The organism is Streptomyces sp. 11x1, assembly GCF_032598905.1.
Classification (GTDB): domain Bacteria; phylum Actinomycetota; class Actinomycetes; order Streptomycetales; family Streptomycetaceae; genus Streptomyces.
Genome location: NZ_CP122458.1, coordinates 5,657,971 through 5,675,912, shown reverse-complemented (window position 1 = coordinate 5,675,912; position 17,942 = coordinate 5,657,971). Strand labels below are relative to the sequence as shown.

Annotated in this window: 24 protein-coding genes; 9 read left to right on the top strand and 15 right to left on the bottom strand. The window is 70.1% G+C overall.

The window, feature by feature from the left end; all coding sequences use genetic code 11:
- The 3 genes from P8T65_RS24925 to P8T65_RS24915 form a co-directional block, all read right to left on the bottom strand.
- Positions 1 to 438, bottom strand: coding sequence for a transcriptional repressor (locus P8T65_RS24925; RefSeq protein ID WP_316727486.1), 438 nt, complete (start codon positions 436 to 438; stop codon positions 1 to 3).
- Between the two features lie 15 nt (positions 439 to 453).
- Entirely contained in the window at positions 454 to 1,029 is a 576-nt protein-coding gene (locus tag P8T65_RS24920; protein WP_045555944.1) for an FABP family protein, read from the bottom strand.
- Between the two features lie 266 nt (positions 1,030 to 1,295).
- Positions 1,296 to 1,511 carry a hypothetical protein gene (locus P8T65_RS24915; RefSeq protein ID WP_316727484.1) on the bottom strand — a complete coding sequence of 72 codons (216 nt, stop codon included), beginning with the start codon at positions 1,509 to 1,511 and terminating at the stop codon, positions 1,296 to 1,298.
- A gap of 700 nt (positions 1,512 to 2,211) precedes the next feature.
- Here P8T65_RS24915 and P8T65_RS24910 point away from each other — a divergent pair.
- On the top strand, positions 2,212 to 2,574 hold the full coding sequence (locus tag P8T65_RS24910; RefSeq protein WP_184892353.1) for a DsrE family protein: 363 nt from the start codon (positions 2,212 to 2,214) through the stop codon (positions 2,572 to 2,574).
- 36 nt (positions 2,575 to 2,610) lie between these two features.
- Here the strand turns inward: P8T65_RS24910 and P8T65_RS24905 are convergent, their stop codons facing one another.
- The 7 genes from P8T65_RS24905 to P8T65_RS24875 form a co-directional block, all read right to left on the bottom strand.
- Complete coding sequence (locus P8T65_RS24905) at positions 2,611 to 2,871, bottom strand: DUF3099 domain-containing protein (protein ID WP_184892351.1); 261 nt, start codon at positions 2,869 to 2,871, stop codon at positions 2,611 to 2,613.
- Between the two features lie 109 nt (positions 2,872 to 2,980).
- The gene (locus tag P8T65_RS24900; RefSeq protein ID WP_184892349.1) at positions 2,981 to 3,271 is read right to left on the bottom strand and encodes a DUF1416 domain-containing protein; all 291 of its coding nucleotides are present in this window, start codon (positions 3,269 to 3,271) and stop codon (positions 2,981 to 2,983) included.
- 96 nt (positions 3,272 to 3,367) lie between these two features.
- Entirely contained in the window at positions 3,368 to 4,207 is an 840-nt protein-coding gene (locus tag P8T65_RS24895) for a sulfurtransferase (protein WP_184892347.1), read from the bottom strand.
- A gap of 449 nt (positions 4,208 to 4,656) precedes the next feature.
- Positions 4,657 to 5,391 carry a DUF2993 domain-containing protein gene (locus P8T65_RS24890; RefSeq protein WP_316727483.1) on the bottom strand — a complete coding sequence of 245 codons (735 nt, stop codon included), beginning with the start codon at positions 5,389 to 5,391 and terminating at the stop codon, positions 4,657 to 4,659.
- A gap of 393 nt (positions 5,392 to 5,784) precedes the next feature.
- Positions 5,785 to 7,017, bottom strand: coding sequence for a hypothetical protein (locus P8T65_RS24885; protein ID WP_316727482.1), 1,233 nt, complete (start codon positions 7,015 to 7,017; stop codon positions 5,785 to 5,787).
- 10 nt (positions 7,018 to 7,027) lie between these two features.
- Entirely contained in the window at positions 7,028 to 7,282 is a 255-nt protein-coding gene (locus tag P8T65_RS24880) for a MoaD/ThiS family protein (RefSeq protein WP_184892340.1), read from the bottom strand.
- Between the two features lie 31 nt (positions 7,283 to 7,313).
- Positions 7,314 to 8,270: an alpha/beta fold hydrolase gene (locus tag P8T65_RS24875; protein ID WP_316727481.1), complete on the bottom strand. Its 957-nt coding sequence runs from the start codon at positions 8,268 to 8,270 to the stop codon at positions 7,314 to 7,316.
- 159 nt (positions 8,271 to 8,429) lie between these two features.
- Here P8T65_RS24875 and P8T65_RS24870 point away from each other — a divergent pair, with 159 nt between their 5' ends.
- From P8T65_RS24870 to P8T65_RS24845, 6 genes are all read left to right on the top strand, one after another.
- A complete protein-coding gene (locus tag P8T65_RS24870; RefSeq protein WP_316727480.1) occupies positions 8,430 to 9,209 on the top strand; it encodes a response regulator transcription factor in 780 nt (259 codons plus the stop codon).
- A 94-nt stretch (positions 9,210 to 9,303) separates the two neighbouring features.
- Positions 9,304 to 10,326: a LacI family DNA-binding transcriptional regulator gene (locus P8T65_RS24865; RefSeq protein WP_316727479.1), complete on the top strand. Its 1,023-nt coding sequence runs from the start codon at positions 9,304 to 9,306 to the stop codon at positions 10,324 to 10,326.
- 234 nt (positions 10,327 to 10,560) lie between these two features.
- A complete protein-coding gene (locus P8T65_RS24860) occupies positions 10,561 to 11,661 on the top strand; it encodes a trypsin-like peptidase domain-containing protein (RefSeq protein WP_316727478.1) in 1,101 nt (366 codons plus the stop codon).
- A gap of 132 nt (positions 11,662 to 11,793) precedes the next feature.
- On the top strand, positions 11,794 to 11,976 hold the full coding sequence (locus P8T65_RS24855) for a hypothetical protein (protein WP_316727477.1): 183 nt from the start codon (positions 11,794 to 11,796) through the stop codon (positions 11,974 to 11,976).
- Positions 11,977 to 12,153: 177 nt separating this feature from the next.
- Positions 12,154 to 12,894, top strand: a complete 741-nt coding sequence (locus P8T65_RS24850; protein WP_230222064.1) for a response regulator transcription factor — start codon at positions 12,154 to 12,156, stop codon at positions 12,892 to 12,894.
- Positions 12,891 to 14,360 carry a HAMP domain-containing sensor histidine kinase gene (locus P8T65_RS24845; protein ID WP_316727476.1) on the top strand — a complete coding sequence of 490 codons (1,470 nt, stop codon included), beginning with the start codon at positions 12,891 to 12,893 and terminating at the stop codon, positions 14,358 to 14,360. The genes P8T65_RS24850 and P8T65_RS24845 overlap by 4 nt, the downstream gene beginning before the upstream one ends.
- 24 nt (positions 14,361 to 14,384) lie before the next feature.
- Here P8T65_RS24845 and P8T65_RS24840 read toward each other — a convergent pair whose 3' ends face one another.
- From P8T65_RS24840 to P8T65_RS24825, 4 genes are all read right to left on the bottom strand, one after another.
- Positions 14,385 to 14,783 (bottom strand): hypothetical protein, encoded by a 399-nt coding sequence (locus tag P8T65_RS24840; protein ID WP_316727475.1) that lies wholly within the window; start codon positions 14,781 to 14,783, stop codon positions 14,385 to 14,387.
- Positions 14,780 to 15,088: a hypothetical protein gene (locus P8T65_RS24835; protein ID WP_316727474.1), complete on the bottom strand. Its 309-nt coding sequence runs from the start codon at positions 15,086 to 15,088 to the stop codon at positions 14,780 to 14,782. Before P8T65_RS24835 ends, P8T65_RS24840 begins: the two co-directional genes overlap by 4 nt.
- 66 nt (positions 15,089 to 15,154) lie before the next feature.
- Positions 15,155 to 15,355 carry a DUF397 domain-containing protein gene (locus P8T65_RS24830; protein WP_316727473.1) on the bottom strand — a complete coding sequence of 67 codons (201 nt, stop codon included), beginning with the start codon at positions 15,353 to 15,355 and terminating at the stop codon, positions 15,155 to 15,157.
- Entirely contained in the window at positions 15,352 to 16,185 is an 834-nt protein-coding gene (locus P8T65_RS24825; protein WP_316727472.1) for a helix-turn-helix transcriptional regulator, read from the bottom strand. Before P8T65_RS24825 ends, P8T65_RS24830 begins: the two co-directional genes overlap by 4 nt.
- A 149-nt stretch (positions 16,186 to 16,334) precedes the next feature.
- Between P8T65_RS24825 and P8T65_RS24820 the strand changes: the two genes are divergently transcribed.
- Positions 16,335 to 16,562, top strand: a complete 228-nt coding sequence (locus P8T65_RS24820; protein ID WP_316727471.1) for a hypothetical protein — start codon at positions 16,335 to 16,337, stop codon at positions 16,560 to 16,562.
- Positions 16,559 to 16,867: a hypothetical protein gene (locus P8T65_RS24815; RefSeq protein WP_316727470.1), complete on the top strand. Its 309-nt coding sequence runs from the start codon at positions 16,559 to 16,561 to the stop codon at positions 16,865 to 16,867. Before P8T65_RS24820 ends, P8T65_RS24815 begins: the two co-directional genes overlap by 4 nt.
- On the opposite strand, the gene P8T65_RS24810 is transcribed toward P8T65_RS24815, so the two are convergent.
- Positions 16,864 to 17,868 carry an erythromycin esterase family protein gene (locus tag P8T65_RS24810; protein WP_316727469.1) on the bottom strand — a complete coding sequence of 335 codons (1,005 nt, stop codon included), beginning with the start codon at positions 17,866 to 17,868 and terminating at the stop codon, positions 16,864 to 16,866. The genes P8T65_RS24815 and P8T65_RS24810 overlap by 4 nt on opposite strands.
- Between the last annotated feature and the right edge of the window lie 74 nt (positions 17,869 to 17,942).

Here is a 17,942-nt window from a genome sequence, read left to right as displayed (position 1 = left end):
CTACGACTTGGTATTTGAGGCCTTGAGTGTGCAGTTCTCGCACCGGCCGAAGATCGCGAAGTGCTTCAGGTCGGTGTCGAACCCGAAGGACTCGCGGAGCTGGGCCGTGAACGCGGCCGCCACGTCCACGTCCGCCTCGATGACGTTCTCGCAGTCCCGGCAGACCAGATGGATGTGGTGGTGCCGGTCGGCCAGGTGGTACGTCGGCGCCCCGTGCCCCAGGTGCGCGTGGCTGACCAGCCCGAGCTCCTCCAGGAGCTCAAGGGTCCGGTAGACCGTGGAGATGTTGACCCCCGACGCGGTCTTCCGCACTTCCACGAGGATGTCGTCGGGGGTCGCGTGCTCCAGGGTGTCCACGGCTTCGAGCACGAGCTGCCGCTGCGGCGTCAGCCGATAGCCACGCTGCCTGAGATCACTCTTCCAGTCGGTGCTCACCACACCACGAGTCTAGAACTACTTGAAGAACGCGATGCCGTCGTCCGGCATGTCGTCCGGGAGGGCCTTGGCCCAGCGTTCGACGTCCTCGGGGGTGACGACCTTCTTCAGGTGCGCGGACATGTAGGGGCGCAGCTCGACGTCGGGGGTGGCCTTCTCGCCGACCCACATCAGGTCGCTGTTCACATAGCCGTAGAGCCGCTTGCCGCCGCTGTAGGGGCCGGAGGCCGCCGTGCGGGCGACCGCGTCCGTGACCAGGTCGATCTGCGGCTTCTGCTTGGCCAGCTCGCCGTACCAGACCTCGACGACACCGTCGTCACGGGTCATGACGATCTCGACCTTGCGGTCGGCGTCCACCCGCCAGAACCCGGACTCGGTCTCCAGCGGACGGACCTTGTTGCCGTCCTTGTCCAGCACCCAGGTGTGGGAGCGGTACTCCAGGAAGTCCCGGCCGTCGTGCGTGAAGGTGACCTCCTGGCCGAAGTTGCACTTCTCTGAGCCGGGGAAGTCATGGACGCCCGCGCCGGCCCAGTCGCCGAGCAGGAAGGCGAGGGGGACAAGGTCCTTGTGGAGGTCGGACGGGATCTCGATCATGAGTGGCGGTTCCTGGGAGTCCTGGAGGTCCTGGGCGTCGGTCGGACGCGGGTCAGCGCTGGCCCTGGTACAGCTTCTTCACTGCCAGGCCGGTGAAGGCGAGAACGCCGACGGCGACCAGAACCAGCAGGATCTCGAAGAAGATGATCACGAGGTGCTCCTCGATTGAGCGGGAGACGTGCGGTACGCACACAGGGCCGGACCCCAGCTTACGCGGCTGGGGTCCGGGCTCCGGCGTGAGGTCGGTCCTTGCCTCCCGGGGGCCGTCAGCCCAGCAGCTGGCTCTGCAGGACCACGGTCTGCCAGAAGGGGACCGCCGGAGCCCCCGCCTCGCGGGACTGCAGGATCACCGCGTACACGTCCCCCGCCGAGACGTAGGCCTGGCGGACCTGCTCGGCGCCGTACGGCTTCGCCTCGGCATAGGCGGTCCGGGCGGTCCCCGTCACGGCGGCCTCCTCCGGGAAGTCCTCGTCGTACTCCACCTCGCCCGCACCGCGTACCCGGTAGGTCGGGCTGACGTGGGCCAGGGGCGTGGCTCGCCAGCTCGGCGTCCACGACGTTCGTCGTGTTGAACCGGAGCAGGTAGACCCGCGTCCGGGTGCCGTCCGGGGTGGTCCAGCCCCGGGCGGCGATGTGCCGCAGGCCGGTGTCGACGAGTTTCTGTCCCAGTTCCTCGCGGTCCTCCGCCTCGAACTCCGCCAGATACTCCTTCACCGGCAGCCAGCCGTCCGAGCCCCGCAGCGCCTTGTCCTCCTTCGCCCCCTCGGGCGCCGGCAGGACGAGGGCGCGCAGATCGGCGTGATGGGCTCCGGCCGGGTTGTCCTCGGCGAACGGCTCCGGGCTTCCGGACGGCAGCGGCGGCCTGACGAGCCGGGGGAAGACCCAGCGCCCGTCCGACTCCGTGGCCAGACCGGGTACGTCCGTGCGCTCGGCCGCGGCGATCCCGTACGCCGTGGCCGTCCCCACCGAGGCGAAGACGACAACGGCGGCGGTCCACCGGAGCAGGGCCCGCAGGACCCGACGGTCACGGCGGGGCAGGGCGGCAGAGGGCGTCTTCCGGCACTTCCAAGGCACTCCCCCACAGAACGCGAAGCGCGGACTCCATATCCGCGCGCAGGGGACCCATGGACCACCCATCGGGTTGCACCGAGGATGATCACGATTCGGACTACCATTCGCCCCATGGCGAAGAAGCTCGTGATCAAGGTGACGGCGGGGGCCGATGCCCCTGAGCGGTGCTCGCAGGCGTTCACGGTGGCGGCCGTGGCCGTCGCCAGCGGCGTCGAGGTGTCCCTGTGGCTGACCGGCGAGTCCGCGTGGTTCGCGCTGCCCGGCCGCGCCGCCGAGTTCGAGCTGCCGCACGCCGCTCCGCTGCCCGATCTGATCGACTCGCTGCTCGCGGGCGGCCGGATCACCCTGTGCACCCAGTGCGCCGCTCGCCGGGACATCACCGAGAAGGACGTCATCGAGGGCGTACGGATCGCCGGCGCCCAGGTGTTCGTGCAGGAGGCCATGGCGGACGACACCCAGGCGCTCGTCTACTGAGGGCGCTCGTCGACCGGGCCCGGATCTCGGTCGGCATCACTGTCGGCGTCTCTTGCCGTCCAGTTCGTCCCACCACTCGTCGGACTTCGGGTCGCCGGAGGGATCGTCCCACCAGCGGTCGTCGGGGCCGCGCCGGTTGGCGACGACGGCGGCGAGCGGCGGGATGACCATGGCGACCACGCACATGCCGACCGCCACCGGGACCGACCAGAGGCGTACGACGCCCCAGGCCAGGACGAAGAGGGCCAGGCACGTGCCCATCATGGCGAAGTACTGGTGGCGCCTGCGCGCGTACATGTCTCCAGCGTAGGTCCGCGCACGGCTGAGGGCCGCACTCCGGGAAGTGCGGCCCTCAACTGTTGGTCTGTTCGCCTGATGGCCGTTTCGCCTGTTCGGCGAGACCGTCTCAGACGGCGATCGCGACCTCCGCCAGGCCGCCCTTCTCGGCGACGACGACGGTCCGGTCGGCGGTGCCGCCGGGGACCAGCGCGCGGACGGTCCAGGTGCCCTCGGCCGCGTAGAAGCGGAACTGGCCCGTCGCGGAGGTCGGCACCTCCGCCGTGAACTCGCCGGTCGAGTCCAGCAGACGGACGTAGCCCGTCACCGGCTCGCCGTCGCGGGTCACCTGACCCTGGATCGTGGTCTCACCGGGCTTGATCGTCGAGGCGTCCGGGCCGCCGGCCTTCGCTCCACACATGTCTTTCTCCATAAGGGGTCTGACCGGAAGGAAGGCCGGTCGGGACGAACGGGGGTGTGCGGGTACCGCTGGTGGTGCTGGTGGTGCTGGTGGTGCTTACTTGTTGGCGCCGAGCTCGATCGGGACGCCGACGAGGCTGCCGTACTCGGTCCAGGAGCCGTCGTAGTTCTTGACGTTCTCGACACCGAGCAGCTCGTGCAGGACGAACCAGGTCAGCGCGGAACGCTCACCGATGCGGCAGTAGGCGATGGTGTCCTTCGCCAGGTCCACCTGCTCCTCGGCGTAGAGCTCCTTGAGCTCGTCGTCCGACTTGAAGGTGCCGTCGTCGTTGGCGTTCTTCGACCACGGGATGTTGCGGGCGGACGGGACGTGGCCCGGACGCTGCGACTGCTCCTGCGGCAGGTGGGCCGGGGCGAGCAGCTTGCCGGAGAACTCGTCGGGCGAGCGCACGTCGACCAGGTTCTGCGAGCCGATCGCGGCGACGACGTCGTCACGGAAGGCGCGGATCGCGGTGTTCTGCGGCTTGGCCTTGTACTCGGTGGCGGGGCGCACCGGCACCTCGTCGGTCAGCTCGCGGGCGTCGAGCTCCCACTTCTTGCGGCCACCGTCGAGCAGCTTGACGTTCTCGTGGCCGTACAGCTTGAAGTACCAGTAGGCGTAGGACGCGAACCAGTTGTTGTTGCCGCCGTAGAGGACGACGAGGGTGTCGTTGCCGATGCCCTTCTCCGACAGGAGCTTCTCGAAGCCCTCCTGGTCGACGAAGTCACGGCGGACCGGGTCCTGGAGGTCCTTGGTCCAGTCGATCCGGATCGCGTTCTTGATGTGGTTCTTCTCGTACGCGGTGGTGTCCTCGTCGACCTCGACGATGGCGATGTTCGGGTCGTCGAGGTTGGCCTCGACCCAGTCGGCGTCGACCAGGACGTCGCTGCGGCTCATGCTCTTTCTCCTCCGGGGCAGTTGCGGCGGTGTGCGGGTGCCTCCGGCGGTTCGGCCGGGGGCGCGCAGGGGTGGGCCCTGGCTGGAACAGGGCGGGCATCGGGGAACGCGGCGGCAGATTCCGTCGCTCAGAAGGTGCGACAGAGCATGGCGGCGACGCGGCACAGGTCTACTGCCCGCCGCTTCGTGAGATCCGCCTGTCGCTTCATGAGTGTCGATCGTAGGGACGGACAGGCGGGCGTGTCACCGGCATGTCGTATTCTGAGACGCGATCGTCCGGAATGTGGGATGAAGTGACTGTCGGGGCTGCGGTGACGGGGCGACCGGCCCCTGTAGCCGTCGTCACATCTACGGTACGGACGGCGGCGTCTCGCCTTTCGGACGCGGCCGCGGACGCCGCCGACAAGCGCGTCCCGCCGCAGGCTGCCGGGGATGAGCCGATCCTCGTCCTACCCCGCCAGCTTGACGTTCGAACCCTTCACCGTGATCTCCACGCCGTCCGGCGCGGCCTCGACCTTGTCGAGCTTGATGCCGCCGGGGAGGTCGTCGATGGCCTGTTGGAAGTCGGTGATGGAACGGACGACGTTCTCGGCGAGGTCGGCGCCGCCCAGGCTGGGCAGGGAGTCGGCCTGCACCTCGACCTTGTCGCCCTTGACGCTGACGGTGCTGAGGACGGAGACGGTCTGGGGGGCGAGGGCAGGCGGGTCGATCTCGACGTTGACCTTGATCTTGCCCTTGCCGCCGTCGGAGAGGCCGACGACGCGGGCGGTGAAGCCGAGGCCGACGTCGGTGGGCTCCGACTTGGCGGCCTTGAGGAGTTCGTCGTATCCGATGGTCGCGGTGCCGGTGGCGCTGTCGGCCGTGGCGGAGCTGTAGTCGCTGGAGAAGGCGACGCCGCGCATGTTCGCCTGCAGGTCGGCGATGCGGATGCTCTCGCCGGGCTTGCCGGTGCTCGCCTCGACGTTCTCGATGCCGACCTCGACGTCGTCGAGTTCGCCGCCCGCGACCTGGGTGAGGAAGGGGAAGCCCTTGATGGACACGTCCGGGGTGGTCGTCAGGCCCTCACTGGCCTTCAGCTGCTGGGCCGCCTCGTCCTCGGCGAAACCGACGGCCAGGCGGTCCGCGGCGACGAAGAGGCCGCCCAGGATCACGGCGACGATGACAAGTATTCGCAGTGCGCGCATGTCTCGGTGTTCCCCACGTTGTCCGCTTGACGGCCGCGGGCCGGTGGCCGTTCTACCCGAGGGTAATCGTGGGGCTGTCGGGGAGGGGTGGGTTCGTGCGCGTTGTTGATCACCTGTGACAGGAGCCCCCGGCGCGCCTCCCGGCTTTCCTCGCCCCCGCCGCCCCTACCCGTCCCGTCCCCAGGGGCTGCGCGCCCCTTCGACCCGCGTCAAAGACTCGGGGCTCCGCCCCGGACCCCGTTCGCGCAGTTCCCCGCGCCCCTGATAGGGGCGCGGGGAACTGCGCGAGAAGCCCCACCGGGCCCGCGGACGACCGACGACCGAGCGGGTCGAAGGGGCGCAGCCCCTGGGGACGGGAACGGGTAGGGGCGGCGGGGGCGAAAAAACGCCGGGTCAGACGAGGGCGCGGCCCAGCAGATAGACCGCCGGGGCCGCCGCCGTCAGCGGCAGGGCCACACCCGCGGTGAAGTGCACGAAACGGGAGGGGTAGTCATAGCTGGCGACCCGGTGGCCGATGAGCGCACACAACGCGGCCCCACCCCCGAGCAACGCCCCAGCCGCCCCCAACCCGGTCGCACTCCCGACCGCGATCCCCGCCCCCGCCGCCGCCAGCAGCGACACCACCACCGAGGCCGGCGTCGGCAGCGGCAACGCCCGCGCCAGGACGGCCACCGCGACCGCGACCCCACCCACCGTCACCGCGTCCGCCACGGCCGCCAGATAGCCGGTCGCGATGATCGCCAGTGCCGACGAGGCCACCGTCGCCATCAGTCCGTACATCCGCTCGTCCGGGTCCGCGTGGCTGCGCAGCCCCAGCACGATGCCGAGCAGCACCCACACACCGAGCGTCCCGAGGATCGCGGCGGGCGCGTGCTCCCGGCCGGCCGCGAAGAGGGCCGCGTCCGCAGCGAGGGCGCCCGCGAAGGCCAGCACGATGCCCTGCCGGGCCGGCCACATGCCGTTCAGCCGGAACCAGCCCGCCGCGGTCACGGCCTGGAGGACGACGAGGGGTACGGCGAGGGCGAACTCCCCCACCGCGGCGGCCCCGGCCAGCAGCAGACCCAGGACGGCCGTGATCAGCGCCGGCTGCATCCCGGGCTCGATGATCGGCGACCGGCCCTCGGCCCGCGCCCGCTGGGCGTCGGTGATCCGGGCGTTGCCGGTGAGGGTGGGCGGACCGTAACCGGCCGCGGGTTCCGCACCGACCTCCGGACCGGCCTGCCCCCGGGGCTCCGCCTGAGGCTGGTGTCGGTGTTGGGCCTGGGCATGGGGGACCTGGGCACGGTGTTGCGCCTGGGCCTGAGGGGCGTACTGGCCGCCGCCGTACTGCCCGCTCGGGGCGGCCGACTGCTGGGGCAGGTACGCCGTCTCCGTCAGGTTGGCGGCGTCGGGAGGGGTCTGGGGCTGGATCTGGGTCTCCCAGGTCTGGCCCTCCCACTGCTGGGTGTACTGCTGTGCGTGGGCGCCCTGGCTCTCGTCGTACCCCTGCCAGTGCGACTGCGGCTGCGGCTGCGCGTGGGGATGCGCATGCGGCTGCTGGTACGCCTCGTAACCCTGGTGCCCCTGCTGGCCCTGGTGACCCTGCTGCCCCTGGTGGCCCTCGTACCCGTACGGCTGGTTGCTCATGATGTGGGGGTCACCCTCCTGCGAACGGCGGGAGCACCTCGACCGTGCCGCCCTCGGCCAGACGTACCGTCTCATGCGCACGGGTACCCACGGGGTTTCCGTCGACGAGGAACGAGCAGCGCCGCAGCACGCGGACGAGTTCGCCGGGGTGGCGGTCGCGGGCCGCATCCAGGGCGTCCGCGAGGGTGGCCGCGTCGTAGGGCTCCTCGGCGACGCCGGCTGCGGACTTGGCTGCGGCCCAGTAGCGGACGGTGCCCTTTGGCATCTGCTTTCCTCTTGTATGAGTCGTGACGGGGTCAGGCTACGCCCCTGACCGCGACCCCCTTCACCACCCACTCGCCGATCCTCCCCAGCAATTCCGGGCTCGCCGCGTTCTCCGCGTGGCCCATGCCCCGTTCCAGCCAGAGTTCACCGTCGTCGCCCGCCGCCGCGGCCAGCATCTCCGGGTGGTCGAGCGGGAAATAGCCGTCGCGGTCGCCGTGGACTATCAGCAGGGGGGTCGGGGCGATGAGGGGCACGGATTCCACCGGGGAGAGGGGAACGGGGTCCCAGTCGCGGTGGTGGATACGGGTGCGGAAGCCGTAGCGGCCGAGGAGGCGGCCCTCAGGGCGGGTGATGAGCCAGTGGACCCGGCGCATGGGTGCCGTGCCCCGGTAGTACCAGCGGGCGGGGGCGCTGACCGAGACGACGGCGTCGGTGCCCGCGTCGGGGTGGGCCGCGTGGCGCAGGACGACCGAGCCGCCCATGGAGAAGCCGACGGTGGCGACGCGTGTGTGGCCGAGTTCACGGGCCCAGCGGACCGCCGCCGCGAGGTCGAGCACCTCGCGGTCGCCGACCGTGGAACGGCCGCCGGATCTTCCGTGGCCCCGGAAGGAGAAGGTGACGACGGAGGCGTGGCGGGCGAACGCCTCCACCACTCTTCGAACATACGGACGATCCGCGTCCCCCGTGAAGCCGTGCGCGACGACGAGGGCGAGGGGGCGGCCGCCGGCCCGGTCCTCCGGGTGGTCGGCGCGGTCGAAGCGGTCGCCGCAGCGGTCGGCCAGGTGGCCGGAAGGTGGAGTTCCGGTGTCTTCCGGGCCGTTGTATACAACGGATTTTGGATCGTATACGGCCTCGATATTCACCCCGTCGTCAGTCCGTAGAAACCTGCGCAAAGGGGTTCGCGGCGGCCCCGAAAGGGTTCGATCGGCCGTCTCAGAGTTCGGAATGTCGAAAGATCGCGTCACATGGCCTGCCGGACCAGCACTCATGTGGGCTATTCTGCTGGACAGAGGACTCGGGCAATGTCGCCCCCGGGTCCTTTCGTGCTTTAGGCAAGCTTGTATACGAGCGGAAAAACGCCAGGTGACCGCAGCTGTACGAGCGCCCGCCACACGCGTCCTCGCAGGGACCGAGGAGGAACCAGACGTATGAGTTCTCTGCTGCTCCTGACCAACGCCCTCCAGCCTTCCACGGAGGTGCTTCCGGCCCTCGGCCTGCTGCTGCACAACGTGCGCGTGGCCCCGGCGGAAGGCCCCGCTCTCGTCGACACCCCCGGTGCCGACGTCATCCTCATCGACGGGCGCCGTGACCTGCCGCAGGTCCGCAGCCTGTGTCAGCTGCTGCGCTCCACCGGGCCCGGCTGCCCCCTCATCCTCGTCGTGACCGAGGGCGGTCTCGCCGCCGTCACCGCCGACTGGGGCATCGACGACGTGCTCCTCGACACGGCCGGCCCGGCCGAGGTCGAGGCGCGCCTGCGGCTGGCCATGGGCAGGCAGCAGATCGTCAACGACGACTCCCCCATGGAGATCCGCAACGGCGACCTCTCGGTGGACGAGGCGACCTACAGCGCCAAGCTCAAGGGGCGCGTCCTCGACCTCACCTTCAAGGAGTTCGAGCTCCTCAAGTACCTCGCCCAGCACCCGGGCCGCGTCTTCACCCGCGCACAGCTGCTCCAGGAGGTCTGGGGCTACGACTACTTCGGCGGTACGCGGACGGTCGACGTGCACGTACGGCGGCTGCGCGCCAAGCTCGGCCCCGAGCACGAGTCGCTGATCGGAACCGTCCGGAACGTCGGTTATCGATTCGTTACGCCTGAGAAGGCGGAGCGCGTCGGCGACGAGGCGAAGGTCAAGGCCGCCCCCTCAAAGGCGGCGGATGCGGACGAGACGGCGCCCCTGGACGCCGTGGAGATCCCGGCCGAGGCGTAGTGACGGACACCCCGGGCGGCGTACGCACAGGTAACTCACAGGTGCGCCGGCGTACGCCCTGCCCAGGGGCGGTCCATCCGCGTAGACTCCGCGCGTGGCCAAGGTGACTCGGGATGACGTGGCAAGACTGGCGGGAACATCGACCGCCGTCGTCAGCTACGTCATCAACAACGGACCCCGGCCGGTCGCACCGGCCACGCGCGAGCGTGTCCTCGCCGCCATCAAGGAGCTGGGGTACCGCCCGGACCGAGTCGCCCAGGCGATGGCCTCCCGGCGTACCGATCTCATAGGCATGATCGTGCCGGACGCGCGCCAGCCCTTCTTCGGTGAGATGACGCACGCCGTGGAGCAGGCCGCCGCCGAGCGCGGGAAGATGGTGCTCGTCGGCAACACCGACTACGTCGCCGAGCGCGAGGTCCACTATCTGCGGGCGTTCCTCGGGATGCGCGTCTCCGGGCTGATCCTCGTCAGCCACGCCCTCAACGACAACGCCGCCGCCGAGATAGACGCGTGGGACGCGCGGGTCGTGCTGCTGCACGAGCGGCCCGAGGCGATCGACGACGTGGCCGTGGTGACCGACGACATCGGCGGCGCGAAGCTCGCCGTCGACCATCTGCTCTCCCACGGGTACGCGTACGTCGCCTGTATGGGTGGCCTCGCCGAGACCCCGCTGGTCGGCGACCCCGTCTCCGACCATGTCGAGGGCTGGCGGCGGGCGATGGACGAGGCGGGGATCTCCACGGAGGGGCGGCTGTTCCAGGCGCCCTACAACCGCTACGACGCGTACCGGGTGGCGCTGGAGCTGCTGTCGGGCCCGGCCCGGCCCCCGGCGATCTTCTGCTCCACCGACGACCAGGCGATCGGGGTGCTGCGGGCCGCGCGCGAGCTGCGCATCGAGGTGCCGAACGAGCTGGCCGTGGCCGGGTTCGACGACGTCAAGGAGGCGGCGCTGACGGACCCGCCGCTGACGACGATCGCGACGGACCGTACGGGCATGGCCCGAGCCGCGGTGGACCTGGTGCTGGACGACGGCATCCGGGTGGCCGGGTCCCGGGGCGAGCGGGTGAAGCTGTTCCCGTCGAAGCTGGTCGCTCGACGGTCGTGCGGGTGCGAGTAGCTCCGCCGGGCTTGCGGAGAGCGCCGTAGGGGTTGGGGTGCGAGGTCGGACGCGGGTGCGTCGTGGCTGATCGGGCCCGCGCGGCGGAGACACGTTCCGTGGCATGACCGTCGGCCGCCCTCTGTTTCCCTTGCGGGCGGGCCCCCGCGCCTTTATATGGGGCGAACGAGGTTCTGCCGGGGTTCTCAGGGAGCACTCAGGAAGGTCTCATGGTCGGGCGGCAGGCTCTGAGTCATGACCGAGAGCTTCCGCCGCAGCGGCGAGTACGAGAACCCGTACGAGGGTCAGCAGAACCCGTACCAGGGGCAGCAGCACGCCTCCGCCCCGGTGAACCCGGCGAACCCCGTGAACCCGGAGTGGCCGCCCCCGCCGGCGTACGACCCGGGGACCGCGACCGCGGCCTCGGCGCAGGCCGCCCCCACCGCGCTCCTCACCGAGCCGGTGTCCTCCGCGCCCACGTCCCGAAGGCGTACCCGGGGCCCCATCGCACTGCTCGCGGCCGTGGCGTTCGTCGCGGCGGCGATCGGCGGCGGTACGGCGTACGGCATCCAGGAGCTGACCGACACGGGCACCGTGGCCTCCAGCTCCACCAGCACCAGCGTGGTGCCGACCAGCCAGAAGGGCACGGTCTCCGGGGTCGCCTCGGCGGTCAGCCCGAGCATCGTGGAGATCAACGCCACCTCGAACGCGGGTGAGTCCACCGGTTCCGGTGTGATCATCACCAGCGACGGTGAGATCGTCACCAACAACCACGTGATCTCCGGCGCCTCCCAGATCAAGGTGACGACCAGCAACGGCAAGTCCTACACGGCCGAGGTCGTCGGCACCGACAGCAAGAAGGACCTCGCCCTCATCAAGCTCCGGGACGCCTCCGGGCTGAAGGCCGCCACGCTGGGCGACTCCGCCGGGGTCAAGGTCGGCGACCAGGTCGTGGCGATCGGTTCTCCCGAGGGTCTGACGGGCACCGTGACCAGCGGCATCGTCTCCGCGCTCGACCGTGACGTCACGGTCTCGACGGACGAGAGCCAGGGTCAGCAGCAGGGCGGTGGCGGCGGGCAGTGGCCGTTCGAGTTCGGCGGCCGGCAGTTCAACGGCGACACCGGCTCCTCGACCACCACGTACAAGGCGCTCCAGACCGACGCCTCCCTCAACCCCGGGAACTCCGGCGGCGCCCTCATCGACATGAACGGCAACATCATCGGGATCAACTCCGCGATGTACTCCGCCGCGGACGCCACCTCCTCCAGCGCCGGCAGCGTCGGCCTCGGCTTCGCCATCCCGATCGACACGGTCAAGGCCGACCTGAGCACGCTGCGGGCGGGCGGGTCGGACTGAAGCCCGACGCTCGGACTGAGGTCCGACGCTCCGACCAGGTCTCTTCCCTCCGAGCAGATCTTTTCCCTCCGAGCAGGTCGTCCCCTCCGTCCCCTCCGTCCCCTCCGTCCCGCTGAGCCCAAGGAGTTCGACATGATCACGCAGGTCTCCCACACCGTCGCAACCGCCGGCGACCCGGCCGGGCTGGGCCTCGCCCTCGCGGTGGCGGCCGAACTGCACCCGGCGGTGACGCGGGCCCCCGAGGTGGCGGCCACCCATGCCCCGGCCCGTCGCACCACGGCCGCGCGCCCGCGCCGACGTACGGTTCGCGGCTGATCCGGTACGGCCTACTGCGCGGCCAGGGGACGTGCAAGGCTAGGGCGAAACCGCGCGCCCCATCAGGGGCGCGGGGAACTGCGCGAGAAACCCCACCGGACCCGCACCAGGCAACGCACGAGAACCCCCACGGCGCCCCGGCCCCGCAATCCACCGCTTCCGAGGAACGAAGACCACATGAGCTCCGCCGAAGGCGCCCGCGCCCCCGAACCCCAGCGCATCCTCATCGTCGACGACGAGCCGGCGGTACGTGACGCGCTCAAGCGCAGCCTCGCCTTCGAGGGCTACGACACCGAGGTCGCCGTCGACGGCGCCGACGCGCTGGAGAAGGCGACCGCGTACCGGCCGGACCTGGTGATCCTCGACGTACAGATGCCGCGCATGGACGGGCTGACCGCCGCCCGCCGGATCCGCGGCGCGGGCGACACGACCCCGATCCTGATGCTCACCGCCCGCGACACGGTCGGCGACCGCGTCACGGGCCTCGACGCCGGCGCGGACGACTACCTGGTCAAGCCGTTCGAGCTGGACGAACTCTTCGCCCGGGTCCGCGCGTTGATGCGCCGCAGCTCCTACGCGGCAGCCGTCGCCCAGAGCGCCGAGGTGGACGAGGCGCTCACCTTCGCGGACCTGCGGATGGATCTGGCGACGCGGGAGGTCACCCGGGGCGGGCGGCCGGTGGAGCTGACCCGCACGGAGTTCACGCTCCTGGAGATGTTCATGGCGCACCCGCGCCAGGTCCTCACCCGCGAGCAGATCCTGAAGGCCGTCTGGGGCTTCGACTTCGAGCCGTCCTCCAACTCCCTCGACGTGTACGTCATGTACCTGCGCCGCAAGACCGAGGCGGGCGGCGAGCCGCGGCTCGTCCACACCGTGCGGGGCGTGGGGTACGTACTGCGACAGGGCGGCGCGGAGTGAAGAGGCTCCTGAGCCGCTATCGCTCCCTGCCCATCCGGGCCCGGCTGTCGATGCTGGTCGCGGCGGCGGTGGCCTTCGCGGTGGCGGCGGTGTCGGTGACGTGCTGGTTCATCGTCCAGGGCAAGCTGTACAAGGAGGTCAGCAACGACCTGGAGGCCATGGTCAGCCGAGCGCTGCCCGAGCAGATCGTGCAGGACGACGTCCTCACCGCCTGCCCCGAGGCGCCGTCGCAGTCCTTCTGGGGGCCGAAGAACAAGGGCTACTCCCAGGTGGTGACCACGGACGGCACGACGTGTGTCTTCCCCAACTCCACGGGCGTGGTGAACGTCGCCGAGAGCGACAAGGAAGTGGCCGCGAACCCCAGGATCAAGCGCGGCACGATCCGCAACGGCACCGACAGCGAGGGCAACCCGGTGCGTGTACTGGCCACGGCACTCGTCATCGACGACGGCGACGGACAGTACGTGATGCCGGGCACGGCCTACGTCGTGGCCCTCCCCCTCAAGGGCACCCAGTCCACGCTCAACGAGCTGGCGCTGCTGCTCCTCGTCGTCTCCGGCATCGGAGTCGTCGGTGCCGGCGCGGCCGGACTCGCCGTGGCCCGTGCGGGCCTGCGCCCCGTCGACAAGCTCACCGAGGCGGTCGAGCACGTGGCGCGCACCGAGGACCTCAGCATCCGCATCCCCGTGGAGGAGGAGAGCGAGGACGAGGTCGCCCGTCTCTCCCGTTCCTTCAACTCGATGACGAGCGCGCTGGCGAGCTCCCGCGACCTGCAGCGACAACTGATCGCCGACGCGGGCCATGAGCTCCGCACCCCGCTGACCTCCCTCCGTACGAACATCGAACTCCTCACCCGCAGCGAGGAGACGGGCCGCCCGATCCCGGCGGAGGACCGCAAGGCCCTGCTCGCCTCGGTGACGGCCCAGATGACCGAACTCGCCTCGCTGATAGGTGACTTGCAGGAGCTGTCCCGCTCGGAATCGGGTCAGCAGGGCGGCCGGCACCTCCAGGTCGTCGACTTCCAGGAGACGGTGGAGGCGGCCCTGCGCCGGGCCCGCCTGCGCGGCCCCGAGCTGACGATCACGGCGGACCTGAACCCCTGGTACGTCCGCTCCGAACCGTCCGCGCTGGAGCGGGCCATAGTCAACATCCTCGACAACGCGGTGAAGTTCAGCCCCGAGGGCGGCACGATCGAGGTCTCCCTCGACGCGGGCGTCCTCACGGTCCGCGACCACGGCCCCGGTATCCCGGCCGACGAACTCCCCCACGTCTTCGACCGCTTCTGGCGCTCCCCGTCGGCACGTTCACTGCCGGGATCCGGCCTGGGCCTCTCCATCGTGGCGCGGACGGTGGAGCAGGCGGGCGGCGAGGTGTCCCTGTCCCGCGCGGACGGCGGCGGCACGCTGGCCACGGTACGACTGCCGGGCGCGCCGACGGCTCCGCCGGAGGTACCGGGGACGCCGTAGGGGATCAGGGGTCAGGGGATGACCTCAGTGGCAGCCGAGCATCCCTGGGGAGTCGATGTCGATGGCGAGTACGCCCGGCGGGTAGTCGTCCTCGCGCCCGGTCAGGATGATGGACATGCCACCCGTCTCCAGGTGTGGTGTGGCGACGTAGAGAGCGTGGCAGGTATCGGCCCCGCCCCATCCGTCACGGACCATCCCGCCCACCGTGACAGCGGCTGTCTGCCCGAGTGAGTCCACTTGGATGCCCGGCAGCGCGAGCAGTGCCCGCCCGACGCCCTCGTCCTTCTCCTCTGCCCGCATGAGGCACAGCGAGGGGATGTGCAACCAGTCACCGGGGGTGTGCGCGACGTTGTCGACGAGCCGGTGCAGGGCTTCGTGGCCACGAGCGAGCGCGAGGGCCGCGTCCGTGTCGAGAACGATCACGCGGCGCGCCCCCGGTCGGAGCGCGTCGCCTGGCGGCCGGAGTGCATCTTCTCCGCAGCCATGGCGTAGATGTTGGCCAGGACGTCGGGCCCGTTGTCGAACTCCTCGTCGGTGAGCGTGCAGCCCATGCGCTCACGCAGGACCTTGCGGGTGGCGGCGACCCGCTCCGCGATCTGTTCCGCCGTCGGCTGTTCCGAGGCCAGCTGCTCGATCAGCTGGCCGAGGGTCATGCCGCGCTCCTTGGCGACCTGGGCGAGGTGATCACGGGCCTGCTTGGAGACCTGGATGGTCGTACTGTCTGCCATGGATTCACCATAGCCACACCATGACCCGGGCGTCCCGCCTTGTCGCCCGCCTTCACTCGACGGTGCTCAGTCAGCCGCGACGACCTTGACGAAGGCCGACCAGGCCCTGGGTGAGAACAGGAGAGGACGCCGGTCCGGGGCCTTGCTGTCCCGGACGGGGACTATGCCGGGGACTTCGTCGGCGACTTCGAGGCAGTTCGACGCGCCTCCATCGCTGTACGACGATTTGCGCCACGCGGCGGTGGTGGGGTCGAGGATCGGGTTCATGATCGGCACTCCTCCAGGCGGTTCTTGATGAACGCCGTCGACTCTTCGGGCGTCAGGGCCGCGTCCCGGACGAGATCGTAGGACAAGCGGAAGGACAGGACCTTGTCCGTTTCGTCGATCAGGACACCGACTCCGTTGCCCTCCACGTAGGCGACGGGGTCTCCGGCGCGCTGCCAGAGCAACGTGAGATCACTGCTCATGAGGTCATGCACACCAGCGGTGTAGGGCAGGACCTGAAGTGCGACCGAGGGCAGCTCAGCCATCTCCAGCAGGTATGCCAACTGGTCCGCCCAAACCTTGGCGTTGGGGACGCTCCGCCGCAGTGCGCCTTCGTCCAGGATCGCCCGAATGCTCGGTGCGGGCTTGCGATGCAGCAACTCCTGCCGCCCGACGCGCGCGGCCACCTGCTCCTCGACCTCCTCGCCGTTGTCCGCCGTTGCCTGAGCCCTGGACAACCCTGACAACACCGTGCGGGCGTAGTCCTCGGTCTGCAAGATGCCCGGCACCCGCAGCTGGAACATCCACATGATCCGAGCAGTCGCCTCAAGCTCCATATACGCCTTGTACTGGTCCTTGATGACCTCCTTGCGCGCATCCCTCCACAGGCGAACCAGCAGGTCACCCGCCCCGTAGTAGGTGTCCAGGTCCTCCATGACCGCCCGCTTGGAGAGCCGCTCACCCTTCTCAAGGCGGAAGAGGTAGCTCTTGTCGTACGCGGTCTCCGCCGACAGCTGGGCCAGCGTCTTGCCCGCCTTCTCCCGTAGGAATCGCAGCGTCCGGCCCAGCTCGGCACGCCTCGACTCCCCATCTGCGTCAACGACTTCGCCCATGTCACCCCTCGCCGTTGTCTGGGCCGCCAGGCAACGGCGACCCCCTTCCGCAGCGTACGTCGCACCTGTCACGGTCTGAACACGAACGGTGATGTCTGCTCGTCAGACCCACCCTGAAATAACCCTGAGACGAAAGTCGAGGCACCGGCATGCGCGCATTCATCGAACAGCTCTGTGAGGCTCTGCTCCGCTGGGCCGCGCACGGGCCGTCGCCGTCCGAGGTGGCGGAGCCGCCGCAACCCGCCCCGCCCCCTCCGCCACCTCGCAAGCCCGACGACATCTGGCCCTTCGAGTCGTACGACAACCTCGTACGGCCCTACGTCCTCAGCCCGGAGGAGCTGTACGTGTACGGCGTCGTGGACGAGGTGCTCGCATGATGGACGGCCTGCGCCTGCTGCCGTGGACCACCCCCGACGGCAAGCCCTGCTATCTCGACCCGGACACCGCGCGCCCCGGAGCCCTCTCCCTGCTCGCCGACAGCGTGGAGTCCTCCCAACTGGGGTCGGCCGAGGAGGTGTTGGCCGGGAGCAAGGCCGTACTCGGGGACGAGGCGGCCGGCGAGCGGGCCGTGCGGTTCGCGCTGACGCGGGCGGTGGAGTCCCTGGAGGACGTGGTGCGGATCGCGGTCAGCAGGGGGTGGCGGATCCAGCGCACTGCCGACACCCCTGACAACCGCCTCTAGGCGCTGGCGTCGGCGTCGGCGTGCAGGAAGCCGTCGACGCCCGGCCTCCCCGCGAGGAACCCGTACCGTTCGCCCACCAGCGGACCCAGAATCGCGCCGGCGCCGTACCAGTGGAGGTCCAGGTCGCGCATGCGCATGTGGCTGGGGGCGCCCTGGAGGTGGAGGTTGTGGCCGAAGACCAGGGTCGGACCGCGGCCGGCCTCGACGGCTCGGATGTCCAGCAGGTTCTCGACCATCAGGGCGTCCCGGGTGGCGAGCATGCGGGAGATCCGGACATGCTCCGCGGCGGGGCGCGCCAGTTGCCGGTGATAGCGCAGAAGCCCGATGGCCGCGCCAAGGTGGGCCTTTGCCCTGAACCACGCGGCGCGTGAGGTCGCCGCGATCAACTGCGGCGCGCGGGTGTGGAACTCGGTGAGCATGTCGTCGGCGAGACAGCGCAGCGCCTGGGCCTCCGGCGTGGCACCGATCGACCGGGCCGGGTCCAGGACCGCCTCCGTACGGCTCCACCGTTCGTCGTCCCCGGCGAGGCGCGCGATGTCGAGGGCGGGGTCGTCGGTGAGGGCGAGGGACGAGGGCAGGTTCTCCTCACGCGCCAGGTACGCGCGCGCGGCTTCGAGATAGCGGCGCGGGCTGGGCGCGCTCATGTTCTCCATCTCGGCGTCGAAGCCGTGGAAGGCGAGGCGTTCCTCCGGCGGGCGGGTCCGGTTGTACGCGCGCATCCAAGTGATCAGCTCCCTGTTGGAGGCCATCTCACCCCGGCCGAACGCGATGCCCTCGCGCATCGCCTCGTCGAAGTCGCCGGTCCCTTCCCGTACATGGTCGTCCAGGGCGAACGCGGGGACGCGGTCGGTCTCCAGGGCGATCGAACGGAAGCCCTGGTCGACGAGTTGGGCGAAGAGTTCGTTGCGGGCGTGCCCGTAGGCCGGTTCCAGGTGGGTCGGTTCACCGAGCGCCAGCAGCTCGCACGACGGGGTCACGAAGTCTCGAATGTCCTGACTCATGAGCCTCAATCGTATCCTTGAAAGATCGCTTGAGACTTGGGGCGGATGGGTATCGCCCCTGGGCTTTCCAGAAA

Excerpts from the sequence above, each read along its gene's own strand:
- P8T65_RS24920 (WP_045555944.1), bottom strand. The coding sequence starts at position 1,029 with ATGATCGAGATCCCGTCCGACCTCCACAAGGACCTTGTCCCCCTCGCC.
- P8T65_RS24910 (WP_184892353.1), top strand. The coding sequence starts at position 2,212 with ATGGCGAAGAAGCTCGTGATCAAGGTGACGGCGGGGGCCGATGCCCCT.
- P8T65_RS24905 (WP_184892351.1), bottom strand. The coding sequence starts at position 2,871 with ATGTACGCGCGCAGGCGCCACCAGTACTTCGCCATGATGGGCACGTGC.
- P8T65_RS24900 (WP_184892349.1), bottom strand. The coding sequence starts at position 3,271 with ATGTGTGGAGCGAAGGCCGGCGGCCCGGACGCCTCGACGATCAAGCCC.
- P8T65_RS24895 (WP_184892347.1), bottom strand. The coding sequence starts at position 4,207 with ATGAGCCGCAGCGACGTCCTGGTCGACGCCGACTGGGTCGAGGCCAAC.
- P8T65_RS24890 (WP_316727483.1), bottom strand. The coding sequence starts at position 5,391 with ATGCGCGCACTGCGAATACTTGTCATCGTCGCCGTGATCCTGGGCGGC.
- P8T65_RS24885 (WP_316727482.1), bottom strand. The coding sequence starts at position 7,017 with ATGAGCAACCAGCCGTACGGGTACGAGGGCCACCAGGGGCAGCAGGGT.
- P8T65_RS24880 (WP_184892340.1), bottom strand. The coding sequence starts at position 7,282 with ATGCCAAAGGGCACCGTCCGCTACTGGGCCGCAGCCAAGTCCGCAGCC.
- P8T65_RS24875 (WP_316727481.1), bottom strand. The coding sequence starts at position 8,270 with ATGAGTGCTGGTCCGGCAGGCCATGTGACGCGATCTTTCGACATTCCG.
- P8T65_RS24870 (WP_316727480.1), top strand. The coding sequence starts at position 8,430 with ATGAGTTCTCTGCTGCTCCTGACCAACGCCCTCCAGCCTTCCACGGAG.
- P8T65_RS24860 (WP_316727478.1), top strand. The coding sequence starts at position 10,561 with ATGACCGAGAGCTTCCGCCGCAGCGGCGAGTACGAGAACCCGTACGAG.
- P8T65_RS24855 (WP_316727477.1), top strand. The coding sequence starts at position 11,794 with ATGATCACGCAGGTCTCCCACACCGTCGCAACCGCCGGCGACCCGGCC.
- P8T65_RS24850 (WP_230222064.1), top strand. The coding sequence starts at position 12,154 with ATGAGCTCCGCCGAAGGCGCCCGCGCCCCCGAACCCCAGCGCATCCTC.
- P8T65_RS24835 (WP_316727474.1), bottom strand. The coding sequence starts at position 15,088 with ATGGCAGACAGTACGACCATCCAGGTCTCCAAGCAGGCCCGTGATCAC.
- P8T65_RS24830 (WP_316727473.1), bottom strand. The coding sequence starts at position 15,355 with ATGAACCCGATCCTCGACCCCACCACCGCCGCGTGGCGCAAATCGTCG.
- P8T65_RS24825 (WP_316727472.1), bottom strand. The coding sequence starts at position 16,185 with ATGGGCGAAGTCGTTGACGCAGATGGGGAGTCGAGGCGTGCCGAGCTG.
- P8T65_RS24820 (WP_316727471.1), top strand. The coding sequence starts at position 16,335 with ATGCGCGCATTCATCGAACAGCTCTGTGAGGCTCTGCTCCGCTGGGCC.
- P8T65_RS24815 (WP_316727470.1), top strand. The coding sequence starts at position 16,559 with ATGATGGACGGCCTGCGCCTGCTGCCGTGGACCACCCCCGACGGCAAG.
- P8T65_RS24810 (WP_316727469.1), bottom strand. The coding sequence starts at position 17,868 with ATGAGTCAGGACATTCGAGACTTCGTGACCCCGTCGTGCGAGCTGCTG.